13 protein-coding genes are annotated in these 19,315 nt (G+C 66.6%); 10 read left to right on the top strand and 3 right to left on the bottom strand.

Annotated elements, in window-relative coordinates; all coding sequences use genetic code 11:
- The first annotated feature begins 80 nt into the window (after positions 1-80).
- The 5 genes from ACT6UX_RS02470 (at position 81) to ACT6UX_RS02450 (ending at position 10,791) form a co-directional block, all read left to right on the top strand.
- Positions 81-1,358 carry an MdtA/MuxA family multidrug efflux RND transporter periplasmic adaptor subunit gene (locus tag ACT6UX_RS02470; RefSeq protein WP_444773547.1) on the top strand — a complete coding sequence of 426 codons (1,278 nt, stop codon included), beginning with the start codon at positions 81-83 and terminating at the stop codon, positions 1,356-1,358.
- A gap of 11 nt (positions 1,359-1,369) precedes the next feature.
- Positions 1,370-4,519, top strand: a complete 3,150-nt coding sequence (locus ACT6UX_RS02465; protein ID WP_444773546.1) for an MdtB/MuxB family multidrug efflux RND transporter permease subunit — start codon at positions 1,370-1,372, stop codon at positions 4,517-4,519.
- Positions 4,516-7,815 (top strand): efflux RND transporter permease subunit, encoded by a 3,300-nt coding sequence (locus ACT6UX_RS02460; protein WP_444773545.1) that lies wholly within the window; start codon positions 4,516-4,518, stop codon positions 7,813-7,815. The genes ACT6UX_RS02465 and ACT6UX_RS02460 overlap by 4 nt, the downstream gene beginning before the upstream one ends.
- Entirely contained in the window at positions 7,812-9,359 is a 1,548-nt protein-coding gene (locus tag ACT6UX_RS02455) for an efflux transporter outer membrane subunit (RefSeq protein ID WP_444773544.1), read from the top strand. The genes ACT6UX_RS02460 and ACT6UX_RS02455 overlap by 4 nt, the downstream gene beginning before the upstream one ends.
- Before the next feature lie 136 nt (positions 9,360-9,495).
- Positions 9,496-10,791, top strand: coding sequence for an O-acetylhomoserine aminocarboxypropyltransferase/cysteine synthase family protein (locus tag ACT6UX_RS02450; protein WP_444773543.1), 1,296 nt, complete (start codon positions 9,496-9,498; stop codon positions 10,789-10,791).
- A gap of 13 nt (positions 10,792-10,804) precedes the next feature.
- Here the strand turns inward: ACT6UX_RS02450 and ACT6UX_RS02445 are convergent, their stop codons facing one another.
- The gene (locus ACT6UX_RS02445; RefSeq protein ID WP_444773542.1) at positions 10,805-11,401 is read right to left on the bottom strand and encodes a nitroreductase family protein; all 597 of its coding nucleotides are present in this window, start codon (positions 11,399-11,401) and stop codon (positions 10,805-10,807) included.
- A gap of 43 nt (positions 11,402-11,444) precedes the next feature.
- Positions 11,445-11,921, bottom strand: a complete 477-nt coding sequence (locus ACT6UX_RS02440; protein WP_444773541.1) for a carboxymuconolactone decarboxylase family protein — start codon at positions 11,919-11,921, stop codon at positions 11,445-11,447.
- A gap of 101 nt (positions 11,922-12,022) precedes the next feature.
- Between ACT6UX_RS02440 and ACT6UX_RS02435 the strand changes: the two genes are divergently transcribed.
- Positions 12,023-12,817, top strand: a complete 795-nt coding sequence (locus tag ACT6UX_RS02435; protein WP_444773540.1) for an SDR family NAD(P)-dependent oxidoreductase — start codon at positions 12,023-12,025, stop codon at positions 12,815-12,817.
- Positions 12,818-12,820: 3 nt separating this feature from the next.
- On the opposite strand, the gene ACT6UX_RS02430 is transcribed toward ACT6UX_RS02435, so the two are convergent.
- A complete protein-coding gene (locus ACT6UX_RS02430) occupies positions 12,821-13,825 on the bottom strand; it encodes a Bug family tripartite tricarboxylate transporter substrate binding protein (RefSeq protein WP_444773539.1) in 1,005 nt (334 codons plus the stop codon).
- Positions 13,826-13,991: 166 nt separating this feature from the next.
- On the opposite strand from ACT6UX_RS02430, the gene ACT6UX_RS02425 reads away from it, so the two are divergent.
- The 4 genes from ACT6UX_RS02425 (at position 13,992) to ACT6UX_RS02410 (ending at position 19,309) form a co-directional block, all read left to right on the top strand.
- The gene (locus ACT6UX_RS02425; protein ID WP_444773538.1) at positions 13,992-14,861 is read left to right on the top strand and encodes a protein-L-isoaspartate O-methyltransferase family protein; all 870 of its coding nucleotides are present in this window, start codon (positions 13,992-13,994) and stop codon (positions 14,859-14,861) included.
- 178 nt (positions 14,862-15,039) lie between these two features.
- Positions 15,040-17,703: a hypothetical protein gene (locus tag ACT6UX_RS02420; RefSeq protein ID WP_444773537.1), complete on the top strand. Its 2,664-nt coding sequence runs from the start codon at positions 15,040-15,042 to the stop codon at positions 17,701-17,703.
- Positions 17,700-18,752: an alpha/beta hydrolase gene (locus ACT6UX_RS02415; RefSeq protein WP_444773536.1), complete on the top strand. Its 1,053-nt coding sequence runs from the start codon at positions 17,700-17,702 to the stop codon at positions 18,750-18,752. The genes ACT6UX_RS02420 and ACT6UX_RS02415 overlap by 4 nt, the downstream gene beginning before the upstream one ends.
- Positions 18,749-19,309 carry an HD domain-containing protein gene (locus ACT6UX_RS02410; protein WP_444773535.1) on the top strand — a complete coding sequence of 187 codons (561 nt, stop codon included), beginning with the start codon at positions 18,749-18,751 and terminating at the stop codon, positions 19,307-19,309. The genes ACT6UX_RS02415 and ACT6UX_RS02410 overlap by 4 nt, the downstream gene beginning before the upstream one ends.
- The last annotated feature ends 6 nt before the right edge of the window (positions 19,310-19,315 follow it).

Below are 19,315 nucleotides of genomic sequence, written 5' to 3'. Positions count from 1 at the left end.
TCCGCCATTTACGTGGGGGAGACTCCGCGCCGCCGGCTCGTATGTGAAACGGGCTGTGTTTTCTGGAGTATGTGAGACGAATGAAGCGGCTGCGAACCCTCCTCGGGATCGGTTTCGGGCTGGCCGTGGTGGCTGGCGCGGGCTGGTACATTTCGCAGTCGGGCTCGGCGCCGCCTGCTCGTCAGGGTGCCGGTCGGTTTGCCGCGGGTGCGGCGGTCCCCGTGGGGGTTGCCACCGCCGCCAAGGGCGAGATCCCCATCGTGCTCCGGGCCTTGGGTACGGTGACGCCGCTCCAGACCGTCAACGTGAAGACCCAGATCACGGGCCAGCTCACCGAGGTCTATTTCAAGGAAGGCCAGGCGGTGAAGCAGGGCGAACTGCTGGCGCAGGTCGACCCGCGCCCCTATGAGGTGGCCCTCCAGCAGGCGATCGGACAGCAACAGCGCGACGAGGCGCTGCTGAAGAACGCCCAGACGGATCTCGAGCGCTACCGCAAGCTGGTGCAGCAGGATTCGATCGCGCGACAGCAGTACGACACGCAGATCTCCCTGGTCCGTCAGTACGAGGCCGCGCTGGTCATCGACCAGGCGCAGGTCGACGCCGCCAAGCTCAACGTCACCTACACGCGGATCGTCGCGCCGCTGACCGGCAAGATCGGCCTGCGCATGGTCGACAAGGGCAATTATGTCACCATGGGCGACGCCAGCAGCATCTGCGTCATCATTCAGGTGCAGCCGATCTCGGTCCTGTTCACGATCCCCGAAGATTCCCTCCCGCTGGTGCGGCAACGGCTGAAGACGGGCGAGAACCTTGAAGTGCGTGTGCTCGATCGCTCGCAGAAGAACGAGCTGGCCGTCGGCCGTCTCGATACGACCGACAACGTGATCGATCTGACGACCGGCACCGTGAAGCTGCGCGCGATCTTCGACAATGCCGACGAATCGCTGTTTCCCAACCAGTTCGTGAACGTCCGCCTGCTGGCCGACACGGTGAAGGATGCCGTCGTCGTTCCCGTGGCCGCGATCCAGCGCGGTCAGCCCGGCACCTTCGTCTATCTCGCGAAGGCCGACGACACGGTGGAGATCCGGGTCGTGGAGCTCGGGGTGACCGACGGTGACAAGGTGGCGATCCTCAAAGGTCTCAAGGTCGGCGACCAGGTCGTGATCGACGGCGTCGACCGCCTGCGCGACGGCGCCAAGATCCGCAAACCCACCCCGCGCGCCTCGGCGGGACCGCCGGTCGCCAACGCGCCGCCCGATGCCCAGGCTCCGGCCGAGGGACAGCGCCGGCGGCAGGCCAACGGCGCTCCCGGCGGCGGGCCCAATCCCGGCCGTCCGGCAGCGCAGACCAACCAGTAGCCCAGCGCGACATGAATCCGTCGCGGATCTTCATCGAACGGCCGGTCGCGACCTCGCTCTTCATGGTCGCGATCATGCTGGTCGGCATCATCGCGTACCGCTTCCTGCCGCTCTCCGCCCTGCCGCAGGTCGATTATCCGACGATCCGCGTCCTGACGCTCTATCCCGGGGCCAGCCCCGAGGTGATGACCACCTCCGTCACCGCGCCGCTGGAACGTCAGTTCGGCCAGATGCCGGGCCTCAATCAGATGACGTCGACCAGCTCGGCCGGCGCTTCGTCGATCACCCTGCAGTTCGACCTCAAGCTCGGCCTCGACGTTGCCGAGCAGCAGGTCCAGGCCGCGATCAATGCCGCGGGCAATCTCCTGCCGGGCGATCTGCCGTCGCCACCGACCTACGCCAAGTTCAACCCGGCCGACGCGCCGGTCCTCACGCTCGCCGTCACCTCGAAGACCGAACCGCTCACCAAGGTCCACGATCTGGTCGATACGCGGCTGGCCCAGAAGATCTCGCAGCTGCCCGGCGTCGGCCTGGTGAGCCTCGAGGGAGGCCAGAAACCCGGCGTGCGCATCCGTGCCAATCCGACCGCGCTCGCCGCCTACGGCCTCAACATCGACGACCTGCGCACCACCATCTCGAACGCCAACGTCAACACGCCCAAGGGCAATTTCGACGGGCCGGCGCGCGCCCTCACCATCAACGCCAACGACCAGATCACCGATCCGGATACCTTCCGCGACATCATCGTGGCCTACCGCAACGGCGCGCCCGTCCGCATCCGCGATGTGGCGTCGGTCGAGGAGGGCCAGGAGAACACCCGGATCGCCGCCTGGGCGAACAACACGCAGGCGGTGATCGTGAACGTTCAGCGCCAGCCCGGCGCCAACGTCATCGAGGTCGTGGACCGCATCAAGGCCCTGCTGCCGACCCTGCGCGAGACTCTGCCCAATTCGCTGGACGTCACCATCCTCACCGACCGGACGCTGACCATCCGGGCTTCCGTCCGCGACGTGCAGATAGAGTTGGGCTTCGCCGTCGTCCTGGTCGTGGCGGTGATCTTCGCCTTCCTGGGCGATGCGCGGGCGACGATCATCCCGAGCCTTTCGGTGCCGCTGTCGCTCGTCGGCACGCTGGCGGTGATGTACCTCGCCGGCTTCAGCCTCAACAACCTGTCGATCATGGCGCTCACCATCGCCACCGGCTTCGTCGTCGACGATGCAATCGTCATGATCGAGAATATCGCGCGCTATATCGAACGCGGCGATGATCCCAAGACGGCGGCGCTCAAGGGCTCCAGGCAGATCGCCTTCACCGTCGTGTCGCTCACCGTCTCGCTGATCGCCGTGCTGATCCCGCTGCTGTTCATGAGCGACGTGGTCGGCCGTCTGTTCAGCGAGTTCGCCGTCACCCTGTCGGTTACCATCCTGATCTCCGCCGTGGTGTCGCTCACCCTCGTGCCGATGCTGTGCGCCCAGTTCCTGCGCCAGCGGCCGTCTTCGCCGGGCGCGTCACACGCGGAAGCCACGGTCGAGCCGGAAACGATTGGCACCGGCTGGTTTTCCCGCCTCATCCGCTTCTACGACCGCTGCCTGGTCGTGGTGTTCCGGCATCAGGCACTCACCCTGCTGGTCGCAGTCGGCACGGTGGTTCTGACGGTCGTGCTCTATGTCGTCATTCCCAAGGGCTTCTTTCCGGTGCAGGACACCGGCCTGATCCAGGCCGTCACCGAGGGGCCGCAGAGCACTTCCTTCGCCGCGATGAGCGAGCGCCAGCGCACCCTGGCCGAGGCGATCCTCAAGGATCCCGACGTCGAGAGCCTGACGTCGTTCGTCGGCGTCGACGGCACCAATCCGACGCTGAACTCGGGTCGCATGCTGATCAACCTCAAGCCGCGCGGCGAACGCTCGCTGAGCGCGGCGCAGGTGATCCGCCGGCTTCAGCGGGAGACGTCTGGCGTCCGGGGCATTTCGCTGTTCATGCAGCCCGCCCAGGACCTCACCATCGATTCGACGGTGAGCCGCACGCAGTATCAGTTCGTCCTGGAATCGGCCAATGCCGCCGAATTCGACGCCTGGGTGCCACGCCTGATGGACCGCCTGGCCAAGCTGCCCGAACTGATCGACGCGACGAGCGACCTGCAGAACAAAGGCCTGTCGATGTTCATCCGGATCGACCGTGATGCCGCGGCGCGCTTCGGCATCACCGCGGCCACGGTCGACAACATGCTCTACGACGTGTTCGGTCAGCGCATCGTCTCGACAGTCTACACGCAGTCCAACCAGTATCGGGTCATCTACGAGGTCGAGCCCGAAATGTCTCGCTCGCTTGCCTCGCTCAACGACCTCTACCTGCCGAGCTCGACGGGCGGCAAGCAGGTGCCTTTGTCGGCGATCGCGACCTTCGAGGAGCGTACGGCGCCGCTGCGGCTCGACCGGTTCGGCCAATTCCCGGCCACCACCATTTCCTTCAACCTGGCACCGGGCTTCGCGCTGGGGCAGGCGGTCGACGCCATCGTTGCCGCGCAGCGCGAGATCGGTATGCCGCGCTCGATCACCACGCATTTCCAGGGCGCGGCGCTGGCCTTCCAGAAGTCGCTCGACAGCCAGCTCCTGCTGATCCTGGCCGCCATCGTCACCGTCTACATCGTGCTGGGCGTGCTCTACGAGAGCTACATCCACCCGATCACGATCCTCTCGACCCTGCCGTCGGCGGGCATCGGCGCTCTGCTCGCTCTCATGCTGGCCGGCACCGACCTCAGCATCGTGGCCATCATCGGTATCGTGTTGCTGATCGGTATCGTGAAGAAGAACGCGATCATGATGATCGACTTTGCGCTCGACGCCGAACGCAACGAGGGCAAGGCGCCGCGCGAGGCGATCCACCAGGCCTGCCTGTTGCGCTTCCGACCGATCCTCATGACCACGGTCGCGGCCCTGGTCGGCGCGCTGCCGCTGATGCTGGGCTCCGGCACCGGCTCCGAGCTGCGTCAACCGCTCGGTCTCACCATCGTCGGCGGCCTGATCGTCAGCCAGATGCTAACGCTGTTCACCACGCCGGTGATCTATCTCGCCTTCGACCGGCTGGGCCGCCGCCTGCGCGGCATGCCGCTCGATACGCCACTCCATCCCGTGCGCGCCGAGGCGGGAGAGGGCACGCCGTGAACCTGTCGGCGCCCTTCATCGCGCGCCCCGTGGCCACGACCCTGCTGACGATCGGGCTGGCGCTGGCCGGCCTGGTGGCCTTTTTCGGCCTGCCCGTGTCGCCGCTGCCCAAGATCGACTTTCCGACCATCCAGGTGACGGCGAGCCTGCCAGGCGCCTCGCCGGAGACGGTGGCGACCAGCGTGACGACTCCCTTGGAGAGGCGGCTGGGCGCGATCGCGGGTGTCAGCGAGATCACCTCGTCCAGCACGGTTGGTAATTCGCGCATCACGCTGCAGTTCGACCTGTCGCGCGACATCGATGGTGCCGCCCGCGACGTCCAGGCGGCGATCAACGCCGCCCGCGCCGACATGCCCGCCGACCTGCGCAGCAATCCGCAGTACCGCAAGATCAACCCCGCCGACGCGCCAGTGATGGTGATCGCCCTCACCTCGAACACGCTGGGCCAGGGCCGGCTGTTCGATGCCGGTTCCAACATCCTGCAGCAGAAACTCAGCCAGGTGAGCGGCGTCGGCCAGGTGCAGCTGGGGGGCAGTTCGCTGCCCGCGGTAAGGGTCGAACTCAATCCGACGGCGCTCAACAAATACGGGATCGGCTTGGAAAGCGTGCGGGCGGCGCTGGCCGCCGCCAATGCCAACTCGCCCAAGGGCGCCATCGAGGTCGGCGATCGGCGCTTCCAGATCTACTCCAACGACCAGGCGACGGTCGCCGATGAATACCGGTCGTTGATCATAGCCTGGCGCAACGGCGCGCCGGTCCGGCTGTCGGACGTGGCGGAAGTGATCGATTCGACCGAGAACATCCGCAACGAAGGCCAGGCCAACGGCAAGCGTTCGGTGCTGGTCATCATCTACAAGCAGCCCAACGCCAACATCATCGAGACGGTTGACGAGATAAAGGCGCTGCTGCCCGAGCTGCAGGCCTCGATGCCGAACGACGTCGAGCTGCAGGTTGTCAGCGACCGCACGACCACGATCCGTGCGGCCCTCAAGGAGGTCGAGCAGGCGCTGCTGATCGGCGTGATACTGGTCGTGCTGGTGACCTTCGCCTTCCTGCGCTCGGCCCGCGCCGGCTTCATCGCCGCGGTGACCGTGCCGGTGTCGCTGGTCGCCACCTTCGGCGGCATGTACCTGCTGGGCTACAGCCTGAACAACCTCTCGCTGATGGCGCTCACCATCGCGGCGGGCTTCGTGGTCGACGATGCGATCATCGTGCTGGAAAACGTCAGCCGCCATATCGAGGCCGGCATGTCGCGAATGGAGGCGGCTCTCAAGGGGGCCCGCGAGGTCGGCTTCACCGTCGTGTCGATGAGCATCTCCCTGATCGCGGTCTTCATCCCGATCCTGCTCATGAGCGGCATCGTCGGCCGCCTGTTTCGCGAATTCGCGGTGACGCTGTCGATGGCGATCTTGATCTCGATGGTCGTGTCGCTCACGACCACGCCGATGATGTGCGCCTACGTGCTGCGGCCGCCGGGCCCGCATCGCGAGCCTGGCTTCCTGGCTCGTCTCAGCGAACGTGGCCTGGGCGGCCTGCAGCGCCTGTATGGCCGCAGCCTCGGGCTGGTGCTGCGCCATCCGCTGCTCACCATGTTCGTCTTCCTGGCGACGGTGCTGCTCAACATCCATCTCTACGTGACGATTCCCAAGGGCTTCTTCCCGCAGCAGGACACCGGCCGCATCATGGGCGGCATTCGCGCCGACCAGAGCATTTCCTTCCAGGCCATGCGCCGGAAATTCCGCCAGTTCGTCGAGATCGTGCGCTCCGATCCGGCGATCGAAAGCGTCGCCGGTTTCACCGGTGGCGGGCAGACGAATTCGGGCTTCCTGTTCGCGACCCTAAAGCCGCTCAGCGAGCGTGACGTCACGGCCGACCAGGTGATCGCGCGGCTCAGGCCCAAGCTCAACCAGGTCCCCGGCGCCATGCTGTTCCTGCAGGCCGTGCAGGACATCCGCGTCGGCGGGCGCCAGGGCAACGCGCAATACCAGTTCACCCTGCAGGCCGATTCGCTGCCCGATCTTTATACTTGGGGACCGCGGCTCACCCGGGCTCTGCAGGCCGACACGTCGGTGATCACCGACGTCGATTCCGACCAGCAGCAGCGCGGGCTGCAGCTTGACCTCACCATCGACCGGGATGCGGCGAGCCGTCTCGGCATATCGACGCGCAGCATCTCCGCGACGCTCTACGATGCCTTCGGCCAGCGCCAAGTCTCGACGATCTACAACGCCCTCAACCAGTATCACGTCGTCATGGAAGTGGCGCCGCAATGGTGGGAAAGTCCCGAGTCTCTGAAGGACATCTATGTCTCCAAGTCGGGCGGCGCCCTGAGCGGCACCCAGACGACGGGCAGTATCTCATCAACGACAAGTACGTCTTCATCCGGAGCGGTTGGCACCGGCGCGCTGACCATCGATCCGGCCCAGGCCGTCCGCAATCTGCGCACCAACCAGATCGCCGTCAGCGGTCGCGGCTCGGCCTCGACGGGCGCGGCCGTCAGCACCACGCCCGAAACGCTGGTACCGCTGTCTTCGGTGACGCGCTGGGAGTACGGCACGACACCGCTCGCCGTGAACCACCAGAGCATGTTCGTGGCCAGCACCGTGTCTTTCAACCTGGCGCCGGGCAAGACGTTGAGCGACGCCGTGCAGTACGTGAACGACACGATGCGGGAAATCGGCGTGCCCACGACCCTGCACGGAGCCTTCCAGGGGACGGCGCGCGCCTTCCAGCAGTCGCTCAACAATCAGCTGCTGCTGGTGCTGGCGGCGCTGGCGGCCGTCTACATCGTGCTCGGCATCCTCTACGAGAGCTACATCCATCCGATCACCATCCTCTCCACCCTGCCATCGGCCGGCATCGGCGCGCTGCTCGCGCTGCAATTCTCCGGCGTGGAATTCAGCATCATCGCGATGATCGGCGTGCTGTTGTTGATCGGCATCGTGAAGAAGAACGCCATCATGATGATCGACGTCGCGCTCGAACGTGAACGCGCCGAAGGACTCGAACCCTCCGTCGCGATCCATCAGGCGGCGATCCTGCGCTTCCGGCCCATCCTCATGACGACCATGGCGGCGATCCTCGGCGCCCTGCCGCTGGCCATCGGCTACGGCGATGGCGCGGAGTTGCGTCGGCCCCTCGGCATCTCGATTATCGGCGGCCTCATCGTGAGTCAGATCCTGACCTTGTACACCACACCCGTGATCTACCTCTATCTCGACCGCTTCCGCCGCCGCGACCGCGACCAGCCGAGCCGCGTTGCGCGGGTGATGGGCAGCGGCGGAGTGCCGGCATGAGGCGCAGCGCGGCCTTTCTTCCCCTGCTGCTGGTCTCGGGCTGCCTCGTCGGGCCGGACTACGAACGCGCGCCGCCGGCCAGTCCAGTAGCGCCGCAGTACAAGGAAGCGGAGCTCCCGCCGGGGGCGGCCTCTCTCTTCCGTCCGGCTCAGCCGAGCGACGGCGCGGATCGCGGGCAGTGGTGGCGGGTCTACGGCGATCCGACGCTCGACAGTCTCGCGGCCCAGGTCGACGTCTCGAACCAGAACCTCAAGATCTTCGAGGCCAATTATCGACGGGCGCGGGCGCTGATCGCCCAGGATCGTGCGGCGCTCTACCCCAGCATCACCGGCACCGGCGCCGCGCAGCAGACCGGCACCGGCGGCCAGCGCGGCACCGGCACGAGCAGCACATTGGCGGTGACACGCTTCGATTCCACGGTGGGCCAGTTCTCGACCGGCGGCACGCTCAACTGGGAACTCGACCTCTGGGGTACGATCCGCCGTCAGGTCGAGAGCGATTCGGCATCGGCGCAGGCCAGCGATGCCGATCTCGCCAATGCAAGGCTGTCGGCGCAGACGGACCTGGTGACGAACTACGCCTCGCTGCGCATCTCCGACGATCGCAAGCGGCTCTACGAGGCGACCGTCGCGGCCTATCTGCGCTCGATGCAGATCGCGCAGAACCAGGTCGACGCCGGCATCGTCTCGCGGGTCGATCTCGTGCAGGCCCAGACGCAGTACGAACAGACCCGCGCGCAGCTCGTGAACGAAAGCATCAACCGTGCGCTGCTGGAACATGCGATCGCGCTCCTGGTCGGCAAGGCGCCGTCGGAAGTGACGATCCCGCCGGCCCCGACGCAGCTCACCGTACCCACGGTTGATGCCGGCGTGCCGTCGACCCTGCTCGAGCGGCGGCCCGACATCGCCACGGCCGAGCGCCAGATGGCGGCGGCCAACGCCCAGATCGGTGTCGCCAAGGGCGCCTACTATCCGCAGATCTCGCTCGGCGCGACGATCGGCTTCCTGAGCGGCGGCCTAGGGTCGTTGCTGCAACTCGGCACCGCCGCCTGGTCGGTGGGGCCGCAAATCGCCGGCACCATGGTCGATGGCGGCGCGATTGCCGCGCAGGTCCAGGGTGCGCGGGCGAGCTACGACGCCACGGTCGCGACCTATCGCCAGACCATCCTGACCGCGTTCCAGCAGGTCGAGGACGCGCTCGCGCAACAGCGCATCCTGGTCGCGCAGGAGCGGGTGCAGCGGGCCGCCGTCGCCGCCGCCCGCGAAGCCGAACGACTTTCACTCAATCAATATCGCGTCGGCACCGTTCCCTACACGACCGTTGTGCAGACCCAGGCTGCGGCGTTGTCGGCCGAGCAGGCGCTGCTCACCATCCGCCTCAGCCGGCTCACGGCCAGCGCCAATCTCGTGAAGGCGCTGGGCGGCGGCTGGCGCCAGCAGGATCTGCCGCCGCCGGTGCCGATCGGCGGCCTGAAGCAGGCCAATCCCGCGCCGCCGGCTTTCCCGCCGCCTGCGGCGCAGACCGTCTCTTCGCCCGGACGGTAGGGAAGAATTTGCTGCCGCGGCCGCGGCCGGGAGGCTGAACCCGTCATCCGACAGCCGGATGTTGGCAGCCATTCCCTTTGACTGCGGCGCCGACTGCGGTGAGTTTGGCCGCTCTTCGCAACCCAGCAGGCCGATCATGACCAATTCCCGCCATCCCGAGACCCTGTCGCTGCATGCCGGCTGGCGCGCCGATGCCACGACCGGTTCGGTCGCCGTGCCGATCCATCAGACGACATCCTATCAGTTCCGCGACACCGAGCACGCGTCGAACCTGTTTGCGCTGAGGGAGCTCGGCAACATCTACACCCGCATCGGCAATCCGACGCTCGATGTGCTGGAGCAGCGTATCGCGGCTCTCGAAGGCGGCGCGGCGGCACTGGCCGTGAGTTCGGGCCAGGCGGCTTCTGCCTTCGCGATCCAGAACCTGGCCAAGGCCGGCGACAACGTCGTGAGTTCGACCGACCTGTACGGCGGCACGTGGAACCTGTTCGCCCACACGCTGAAGGACCAAGGTATCGAGGTCCGCTTCGTCGATCCGGCGGACCCGCAGGCCTTTGCCCGCGCAACCGACGATCGCACCCGAGCCTATTACGCCGAGACGCTGCCCAACCCGAAGCTGGCGGTTTTTCCAATCAAGGAGGTCGCCGATATCGGCCGGCCGCTCGGCATTCCGCTGATCGTCGACAATACGGCGGCGCCGATCCTGTCGCGGCCGTTCGATCACGGCGCGGCGGTCGTCGTCTATTCGGGCACCAAGTATCTCGGCGGCCACGGTAATTCGATCGCCGGCCTGATCGTCGATGGCGGCACTTTCGATTGGGCCGCGCATCCGAAGCGCCAGCCGGCGCTGAACACGCCGGATCCCAGCTATCACGGCGCCGTCTGGGTCGAGGCGGTGAAGCCGATCGGTCCGGTGGCCTACATCATCAAGGCGCGTACGACCCTGCTGCGCGATCTCGGATCGGCGCTGTCGCCGTTCAACGCCTTCATGATCCTGCAGGGCATCGAGACCGTGACCTTGCGCATGGAGCGCCATGTGAAGAATGCGCAGGCCGTCGCCGACTTCCTCGCCAAGCGCCCCGAGGTCGCGAAGGTCATTCACCCATCGCAGCAGACGGGCGAGACGCGGCGCCGCGCCGACACCTATCTCAAGGGCGGCTATGGCGGGCTGGTCGGCTTCGAGCTGGCGGCCGGCCGCGAAGCGGGCCGCCGCTTCATCGATTCGCTGAAGCTCCTCTATCACGTCGCCAATATCGGCGACGCGCGCAGCCTGGCGATCCATCCGGCTTCGACCACGCACTCCCAACTCTCGGCGGAAGAGCAACTCGCAACCGGCGTCTCCGACGGCTATGTGCGGCTGTCGATTGGCCTCGAGCACATCGACGACATCCTCGCCGATCTGTCGCAGGCGCTCGACGCCGCCGGCAAGTAGAGCGCGGCCCGGCTCAGCCGGGCGTCCATTCGGTGACGTGCGCGGCCCGCTCGGCCCGCGCCGGAACCGGCGCGGTCGAGGGCGCGGGTGTCCCGGCGGTGAGGAAACCCACCAGGCGCGCCGGCGCCTCGAAGCCCAGCAGCTTGTTGACGTTGGGGTCGTAGGCGTTGGGACCGGTGACCCACATCCCGCCATAGCCCAGCATGTGCAGCGCGTTCAGCATGTTCATCGCGGCAGCGCCGGCGGCGAGCAGCTGCTCGATCTCCGGGATGTTGCCCGGATTCACGACGGCACCGAGGGCGATCAGCATCGGCGTCCGTCGCACCCAGGCGCGATAGCGTTCGGCGAGGGCTGAGGCATTGGCGGGGTCGCGCACCGCGGCGGCCTCGCCGAGCTTTTCGCCAAAGGCGAGGCGCGCCTCGCCGCGGATGATGACGAAGCGCCACGGCCGCAGGCGCCCATGATCCGGCGCGCGCAGGCCGGCATCGAGGATCAGATCGAGGTCGGCGCCGGCAGGCGCCGGTTCCTGCAGGGGCCCCACCGAGCGACGGGAGAGCAATTGGTCGAGGGCGAGCAGACGAGGCTCGCGCGCATGAGTGATGTCAGGCATGACGCCAACTCTACATCAAATGCAAACGATTGTCATTTGCATATCATGCGGTGGCCGGCACGCCCTTCTGGATCGGCGGAGCGAAGCGAAAGGCGGCGCCCAGCCGGTTCCAGGCATTGATCGTGGCAATCGAGACCGAGAGAAAAGCCACTTCCTCCTCGCTGAAGTGCCGGCGGACCGAGCCGTAGGCGTCGTTCGAGATGCTTTGACCCACCACGCGCGTCAGCGTCTCCGCCCAGGCGAGCGCGGCGCACTCCCGCTCGGAAAAAATGCCGGCTTCTTCCCACGTGGCCACCAGGTCGAGCTTCTCCTGCGGCACGCCCAGCTTGCGCGCGACGTTGAGATGGATCTGCAGGCAGAAGGCGCAGTTGTTGAGCTGCGACACGCGCAGCTTCACCAACTCGACGATCTGCTTGTCGATCCCCGATTCGTCGGCCTGCCGGCCCATGGCAATCAGGGCCTGCGGGGTCGCTGGTGCGATGCGGGCGAAGGCGTCGTAGGTCAGGCGGGGCGGGGACATCGGCAACTCCATATATCAGAGTACTGATATTAGGTGCGGGGCGGCGCTTGGCAAGGTCCGCAGCGCTGCCTACCGTGCCGCGCCCTGAGGGAGGGAAAGCCATGGATCTGGGACTGGCCAACAAGCATGCGCTGATTACCGGCTCGACCGCCGGCATCGGTTACGCCATCGCCAAGGGCCTCGCCGCCGAAGGCGCGAGCGTGGTGATCACGGGCCGCGGGCAGGCCGGCGTCGACGAGGCGTTGGGGCGACTGAAGGAAGCCGTGCCGGAGGCCAAGGCGACTGGCATCGCGGCAGATTGCGCCACGGCGGAAGGCGCGAAGACCGTGTTCGGCAAGGTGCCGCAGATCGACATCCTGGTGAACAATCTTGGTGTCTATGGCCGCAAGCCGGCTTTCGAGATCGACGACGGCGACTGGCAGCGCTTCTTCGAGGTCAACGTCATGAGTGGCGTGCGATTCACGCGCCACTACGCGCCGGGAATGGCCGGGCGTGGCTGGGGCCGGATCGTCTTCGTCTCCAGCGAATCGGCGCTGAACATCCCCAGGGAGATGATCCACTACGGCATGACGAAGACCGCGCAGCTTTCCCTGTCGCGCGGCTTCGCCATGGAACTCGCGGGCACGGGGGTCACGGTGAACGCCTTGTTGCCCGGCCCGACCCACACCGAGAATACCGACCGGATGCGCGCCGAGCGCGCCGAGGCCACGGGCGTGAGTGTCGCGGAGATCGAGGCTGGTTTCCTGCGCGACTTCAGGCCGACCACGCTGATCCGCCGCTTCACCTCGCCGGAGGAGGTGGCGGCGCTGGGCGTCTATCTCTGCAGCGAAGCCGCGTCCGGCACTTCGGGCGCCGCCATGCGTGTCGATGGCGGCGTGGTGAACCAGATCATGTAGGGCTCAGCCCATGTCGAGCTTCAGACCTTCCTTGTCGATGACGCCCTTCCATTGCGCGATCTGCGCGGTGACGAAGGCGTTGAACTGCTCGGGCGTACCGTAGGCGGGGAAGCCCGCCATGGCCTTGATGCGCTCCAGCGTCTTCGGGTCGGCGAGCCATGCCTTCATCTGGGCATTGAGGGAGTCGACGATGGGCTTGGGCGTGTTGGCCGGCAGGAAGACGCCGAACCAGGTCGACACGTCGAAGGGCTTCAGCTCCGGCATGGTCTCGCAGATCGGGACCAGATCGGGGGTGAGCGGATTGCGCTGCGCCGAGGTGAGGCCGAGTGCCCGCAGCTTGCCGGCGCGGACGAACTCGATGGCGGTGGTCAGATTGTCGAAGAAGAACTGGGTGACGCCGGCCGTCAGGTCATTGAGCGCCGGGGCCGCGCCGCGATAGGGGATATGTTCGGCCTTCGTGCCCGTGAGCTGCAGGAACCAGGCGCCGCACAGGTGAGGCGACTGGCCGGTACCGGACGAGGCGTAGGACGCTTTGCCGTTCTGGGCCTTCAGCCAGGCCACGAACTCCGGCACGGTCTTGGCCGGCACCGACGGGTGCACGACTAGCACGTTGGGGGCGGTGATGGCATTGGACACCGGGATCAGGCTGGCCGGCGTGTAGGGCATGTTGCGGTAGAGCGAGTAGGCGATCGACTGCGGTCCGATGTTGCCCATCAGGATCGTATTGCCGTCGGGAGCCGCTTTGGCGACCTCGGTCGAGCCGATGACGCCGCCGGCCCCCGACTTGTTGTCGACGACGCAGGACTGGCCCCAGGCTTCGGTCAGATAGGAGGCCAGCAGTCGGGCGGCGATGTCGGTGGTGCCGCCCGGCGCGGCCGGACAGACCATGCGGACATTCTGGGTCGGCTTCCACGCCCCCTGGGCCTGGAGGTGCCGGGGCAGCAGGGCGGCGGCGGGCAGGGCGGCCGCAGCGCCCAAGGCGGCGCGACGGGACAGTTTGCGAGTCATGAATTCCTCCCTCGATTCGTCATTGTTACCGACGGCCTAGCATGGCCGCGCTGGCAAATCCGCCACAATTCCCGTATCTATTCGACGTGCGGTTGCCCCCAAACCGCCGGGCTTTTCCGGCGGTTTTTCCCCTCGTCTCAACGGGTCCGCGCCAAGGAGGAATATCTTGAAGAGGCGCACTTTCGTCTCCGGCTCGGTCGCGCTCGCCGCCGGTACCCTGGCCGCCCCGGCCATCGCCGCCACCGTCAAGCCCTACAGCTGGGATCTCAACCCGCCGATGGACACGCGCGAGAACTTCATCGCCTGGGGCAAGGCCCGCGGTGAGGATCCCGTTTCCCTCGGCCAGCGCTGGGACCGCTTCCAGGCCCTGATCCGGAACAAGGACATCTGGGGTCAGGCGACGATGCGCGCCTTCCTGCTCACCCCGCGCGAAGAGTTCGCCGCGATCAGCCCGGCGATTGCCAAGCGGGGCTACGAGCATGCCTTCCTCGACATCGGCTACGGCGTGACCATGTCCGGCCCGCACGTCCAGGGCCGCATGACCAACGTGATCGACGTGAAGCGCGGCGAGAAGGTTCTCGAGATCGGTACCGGCTCGGGCGTGCAGTCGGCCTACATCGCCAACCTCACTGAGAACGCCTACACGATCGAGATCATCGCGCCGCTCGCTCAGCGCACGCGGGGCCTGTACGACAAGCTGATCGACAAGGGCTACACCGAGTACAAGCACATCAAGACCAAGAACGCCGACGGCTTCTACGGTTGGGAAGAGGCTGCTCCGTTCGACAAGATCATCGTGACCTGCGGCATCGACCATGTGCCGCCGCCGCTGCTGCAGCAGCTCAAGTCCGGTGGTCTGATGGTGATTCCGGTCGGCCCGCCGGGCGCCCAGCGCGTGCTCAAGGTCACCAAGACGCAGGGCGCCGACGGCTCCATCACCACGAGCCGCGAGGACATCTACGGCGGCAAGATCGTGCCGTTCGTGCCCTTCACCAAGCTCGACGGCGAAAAGATCGTCGGCACGCACAACCGCTAAAGTCGCACGAGGCGGCTTCCGAGAGACAATGTCATCCTGAGCACCGCGAGCGACCTTTCCGGCACCTGGCAAAGGGTCCCTCGCTGCGCTCGGGATGACATCGATTTTTGGGACGCAGGGAGTGCGCCCCCTCTAGAGATCGCATAAAGCGATCCAACAAAAACAACGGAGATCCCCCTTGTCCGTCACGGTCGATCTCGATCACCGCCCGCCGCTCTCCTTCTATCTTTCCGTAGGCCTGGTCGCTGGCAGCATCATCGCGCTGCAGATCGGCATCATGCGCGTGTTCTCCGTCGGCAGCTGGGCCCATTTCGGCTCGCTGGTCGTGAGCCTCGCCATGTTCGGCTTCGGCCTCACCAGCGCCGTGATGTGCGTCGGCAAGAGCTGGTTCGAGCGCCACTGGATAGGGTCCGTGAAAGGCGCGCTGCTGGCCTTCGGTCCGCTGATGGTGGTGTGCAACCTCGCTGCCCAGCAGGTGCCGTTCAACGCGATCTTCCTGATCTCCGATCCGGTTCAGAAGTGGCGCCTGTTCGCCAATTTCGTGCTCTATTTCCTGCCGTTCCTGGCGGGCGCGCTCTATCTCGGCGTCATCTTCCTGAAGGCCAAGAAGACCTTCAGCCGCGTCTATTTCGCCGATCTCGTCGGCTCCGGCCTGTGCGGCCTCACCGTGCTGCTGGCCATGTACGCCTGGCGGCCCGACGACCTGATCATGGCGCCGCTGCTGCTCTGGCTGGCCGGCGGCATCCTGTGGTTCGTGGCGCTGGGCGATCGCCGTGGCACCGCGGCCATCGTCGTCGTCGCCATCCTGTCGGCCGCCGTGCACCATTTTGCGCCGCAGGTGCTGGGCATCCCCAAGCTCGCCGTGTCCGACTACAAGGGCGTCTCCTACGCCCGCAAGTTCCCCGATGCCAAGCGCGTCTACGAGCGCGCCTCGCCGTTCGGCTACATCGAGGTCTACGCCAGTTCCTATCTGCATTTCGCGCCGGGCCAGTCCGACAACGCGGCCTTCAACCTCGAGAAGATGCCGTCGAACGCCTATCTCGGCCTCTACATCGATTCCGAGGGCCCGGCCGGCATCATCAAGGACCTGCCGGCCGAACAGACCGCGTACTTCAAGTACCTGCCGATGTACTACCCCTACCTGCTGAAGAAGGACCCGAAGACCTTCGTGGTCCAGTTCGGCGGCGGCATCTCGACGGCGGTGGCGCTGAAGTCGGGCTCCAGCCAGGTCACGGTGGCCGAGGGAAACCCGGCGCTGCTCTCCGCCTTCCGCGAGGACAAGTTCCTGCGCGACTTCACCGGCGACGTCCTGAACAACCCGAAGGTCAACGTCGTCGACTATGACGGACGCCTCTACGTCGCCCATACCAAGAACCGCTACGACGTGATCGACCTGTCGCTGGCCGATTCGGCCGGCCTGTCGAGCCCGGGCGGCTTCTCGATCGTCGAGAAGTATTCCTATAGCCGCGAGGCGATGAGCGCCTACATGCGCGCCCTGACGCCGGGCGGCGTCCTCTCGGTGACGCTCTGGAACAAGGAAGAGCCGCCCAAGTCTGTCCTGAAGCTCTACGCCACCATGGCCGCAGCGGCCCGCGACATAGATGACGGCAAGGACATCGCCCAGAAGTTCTACGTCGTCTCGTCCTACCTTTCGACCGCCACCGTGCTCTACAAGCGCGACGGCTTCACCCCGGCCGAGATCGAGTTGCTCAACGCCCACACCAAGGCGATGTCGTTCGACGAGATCTACTATCCCGGCCTCAAGGTGGACACGGCCGACCTGAAGCAGATCCTGTCAGACTATCGCGACCAGTTCTTCTTCACCGGCGTCCCCGCCGATCCGACGGCGCCCGCCGAGACGGAGCCGAACGACAAGCCGCCGCCCGGCGCTCCCGGCGCGACCGAAGAAGCCAAAGCCGACGGCCCGCCGCCCGCGCCCGTCGTGCCCGCGACCGTGCTCGGCCGCCTCGCCTGGCACTATCTGCTCGAGGGCGGCTGGCAGAAGGTCGCGGACGAGTATGTCTTCGACACCCGCATCCTGACCAACCACCAGCCGTACTTCGCCGCCTACATCAAGGTGCCGGACCTGCTGAAGTTCACCGACCGGCTCGAGCTGGTGCAGGACGAGTGGGGCTACCTGCTGCTCTGGGCGACGCTCGGCATTGCCACGGTCTTCGCGCTGACCCTCGTGCTCTTCCCGGTCGTGTTCGGCTGGCGCACCATCTTCAGCCGCTATCCCGGCAAGGCCGGCACGATGCTGTACTTCCTGTGCCTCGGCCTGGGCTACATCATCGTCGAGGTGGGCATGATCTCCCACTTCATCCTGGCGCTCTCCAACGCCACGGTCTCGGCCTCGGTGCTGATCACCGGCATGCTTGTCTTCTCCGGCATGGGCAGCTTCTTCTCGGAGCGTTTCCTCGACCGGGCGCGCTCGTTCATGCCCAAGGTCTTCCTCGCCATCTTCGCGATCCTGGCGACCTACGCCTTCACCATCGACTACGCGCTCGACTGGATCGGCACGCTGCCCTACGCGCTTCGCATCGTGCTTTGCTTGCTGATCGTCTTCCCGCCGGCCTTCCTCATGGGTTTCCCCATGCCGACGGCGATGACGATGCTCGGCCGCCTCGGCAAGGATCACATGTTCCTGTGGGCGTGGGGCATCAACGGCTGCTTCTCCGTGATCGGCGCGGCGCTGGTGCCGATCGTGGCCACCAGCTTCGGCCTGCCGGCCGTGGTCCTGGTCGGCGCCTTCGCCTATCTGGTGGCGCTGCCGGCCTTCTTCTCCGTCATCATGCCGCTGCCGACCGGGGCCACGGGGGCAGGGCGGACCGCCGCCGCGTGAAGCGGCGGGCGCTGCTGCTGGGGGCTCTGCTGATGCCGACCGCTGCGCACGCCCAGTCCCGGAAGCCCAGTAAACGGCAGGCGCCCAAGCCTGCCGCGAAGCCAGCGCCGCGGCACGCCGCGAAATCGGCCCCGCCCGCGCCGCCGCCGGGACTGAAAGAGGCGAAGACCCAGCTCGTCGCGTTCGATGCCTCGCCATTTCCCTATCGCAGCGTCATCCCGGGTACGACCAAGCCCTTCCTCGACGCGCGTGACGGCAAGCGGCGCGGCCACACGACCGGCCGCGGCGATGTCTATTGGGAGGAGGTGGTCTACAGCGACCGCCGTTCCCTGCTTTATCTGCCGCAGGGTTTCGACCCGTCGCGGCCGGTGATGATCCTGCTGTTCCTCCATGGTCAGGGCGCCACGCTGGAGCGCGACGTCGTGCTGCGCCAGGGCGTGCCGCGGCAGGTCGACGAGTCGGGCAAGAACATCGCGCTGGTCGCCCCCCAGCTCGCCTACGACGCCCTCGATTCGAGCGCCGGCAATTTCTGGCGGGGCGGACATTTTGCCAAGTATCTCGACGAGGCGGCGGAACGGCTTATGCGCCTGTATGGAGACCGCAAGGCCGGCCGCGGCTTCAATCTCGCGCCCGTGACGATCGCCGCCTATAGCGGCGGCTATCTGTCGGCCGCCTACTCGTTGGAGCGCGGCGGCGCCAACCATCGCGTGAACGGCCTGATCCTGCTGGATGCGCTCTACGGCGAGGAGCCGAAATTCGCCGCCTGGTTCGCGGCTCGTCGCCGGCAGGCCTTCCTCCTGAGCGCCTTCACCGACTCGACAAAGGAGGAGAACGCCAGCCTGCAGGGGCTTTTGACCAAGCGGCGCATTCCCTTCACACGCACTGTCCCGAAGGAGTTGACACCCGGCACGGCCTGCTTCGTGGGGCCGACCGGCGGGCTCGACATGCATGGCGATTTCGTTACACGCGCATGGCAGCCGGACCCTTTGAAGCAGGCGCTTTCCATGATTCCCGGATATGCCCCGGTCCATGGTAAAAAGAACGCATGAGCGATCCCCTGCGCCAGGAACTCCTGGAAATCTTCGCCGGCCGCGCCACGCGCCGTTACGGCCTGTCCGACATCAACCAGCTGCAGCATGCGCTGCAGTCGGCGGCGCTGGCCGAGGCCGATGGTGCGCCGCCGGCGACCGTGCTGGCCTCGCTGCTGCACGATGTCGGCCACATGATCCACGGGCTGGGCGAGGATCCGGCCTCGCAGGGCGTCGACGACGTGCATGAGGAGCTGGGCGCGCAATGGCTGGCCGAGCGGTTCGAGCCGGCGGTCAGCGAGCCGGTCCGCCTGCACGTGACGGCCAAGCGCTATCTCTGCACGGTCGAATCCGATTACTTCGCCAAGCTGGCGGCCGATTCGGTGCGCAGCCTCGAACTCCAGGGCGGACTGATGTCGCCCGACGAAGTCGAAGCCTTCCGCGCCAACCCGTATCACGCCGAGGCGGTGCGGCTGCGCCGCTACGACGAGGAAGCCAAGGACCCGCGCGCGAGCACTCCCGACTTCGACTACTACCTGCGCCACGTCCCGGCCTGTAGACTGTCGTCCCAGGCCTAGCGAGGG

It is taken from the genome of Reyranella sp., from assembly GCF_052439685.1.
Classification (GTDB): Bacteria; Pseudomonadota; Alphaproteobacteria; order Reyranellales; family Reyranellaceae; genus Reyranella.
The sequence above is the reverse complement of the archived record's forward strand: the minus strand, read 5'-3'. Positions and strand labels throughout refer to the sequence as shown.

Excerpts from the sequence above, each read along its gene's own strand:
- ACT6UX_RS02470 (WP_444773547.1), top strand. The coding sequence starts at position 81 with ATGAAGCGGCTGCGAACCCTCCTCGGGATCGGTTTCGGGCTGGCCGTG.
- ACT6UX_RS02465 (WP_444773546.1), top strand. The coding sequence starts at position 1,370 with ATGAATCCGTCGCGGATCTTCATCGAACGGCCGGTCGCGACCTCGCTC.
- ACT6UX_RS02455 (WP_444773544.1), top strand. The coding sequence starts at position 7,812 with ATGAGGCGCAGCGCGGCCTTTCTTCCCCTGCTGCTGGTCTCGGGCTGC.
- ACT6UX_RS02450 (WP_444773543.1), top strand. The coding sequence starts at position 9,496 with ATGACCAATTCCCGCCATCCCGAGACCCTGTCGCTGCATGCCGGCTGG.
- ACT6UX_RS02445 (WP_444773542.1), bottom strand. The coding sequence starts at position 11,401 with ATGCCTGACATCACTCATGCGCGCGAGCCTCGTCTGCTCGCCCTCGAC.
- ACT6UX_RS02440 (WP_444773541.1), bottom strand. The coding sequence starts at position 11,921 with ATGTCCCCGCCCCGCCTGACCTACGACGCCTTCGCCCGCATCGCACCA.
- ACT6UX_RS02435 (WP_444773540.1), top strand. The coding sequence starts at position 12,023 with ATGGATCTGGGACTGGCCAACAAGCATGCGCTGATTACCGGCTCGACC.
- ACT6UX_RS02430 (WP_444773539.1), bottom strand. The coding sequence starts at position 13,825 with ATGACTCGCAAACTGTCCCGTCGCGCCGCCTTGGGCGCTGCGGCCGCC.
- ACT6UX_RS02410 (WP_444773535.1), top strand. The coding sequence starts at position 18,749 with ATGAGCGATCCCCTGCGCCAGGAACTCCTGGAAATCTTCGCCGGCCGC.